Origin of the sequence: Chryseobacterium artocarpi, from assembly GCF_001684975.1 — a bacterium.
Classification (GTDB): domain Bacteria; phylum Bacteroidota; class Bacteroidia; order Flavobacteriales; family Weeksellaceae; genus Chryseobacterium; species Chryseobacterium artocarpi.
This window is the reverse complement of sequence record NZ_MAYH01000038.1, coordinates 1-437: the sequence shown is the minus strand read 5'-3', so window position 1 is coordinate 437 and position 437 is coordinate 1. Positions and strand designations below refer to the sequence as shown.

Below are 437 nucleotides of genomic sequence, written 5' to 3'. Positions count from 1 at the left end.
ACTGAAAAAACTGGCCCTTCCACCTTTTAGTTTTAATCCCTCGTTATTTAAATTCGAGCCTAAGCAAGTGAACATTACCAATATCAGTGAACAGGCGCAAAACTGGTTACAAAATCTCCGAGATACTGATAACAGAATCAAACAAATAAATCTTGGAAATGAATGTAGTTTGTTTTCTTACAAATTGAGAGATAATCTATCTGATCTGGAAAGTCTAAAATCCAAGGTTGCATTGATCAAAGAAATGCCAGGTCAGGGGAAAACAAATTTTGTATGTGACTTCTCACAAAATTTTCTGCTCAAATTAGATATCCCGTGCGTCTTTCTGCTGGGAACAGAAATTGATGCAAACGATATCAGAAGCTCAATTCTTAAAAGAGTATTTCCTGATGGTGAGGAAGTAACCTTTGTGGAGTTTATGGCTGAACTAAAAGATT

At 35.7% G+C, this 437-nt stretch carries 1 protein-coding gene; it reads left to right on the top strand.

The genetic code is table 11. The annotated features are described in order from the left end of the window. Positions 1-67 precede the first annotated feature (67 nt). The coding region (locus tag BBI01_RS22840; RefSeq protein WP_228394016.1) for a hypothetical protein at positions 68-437 on the top strand (370 nt) is incomplete at its 3' end.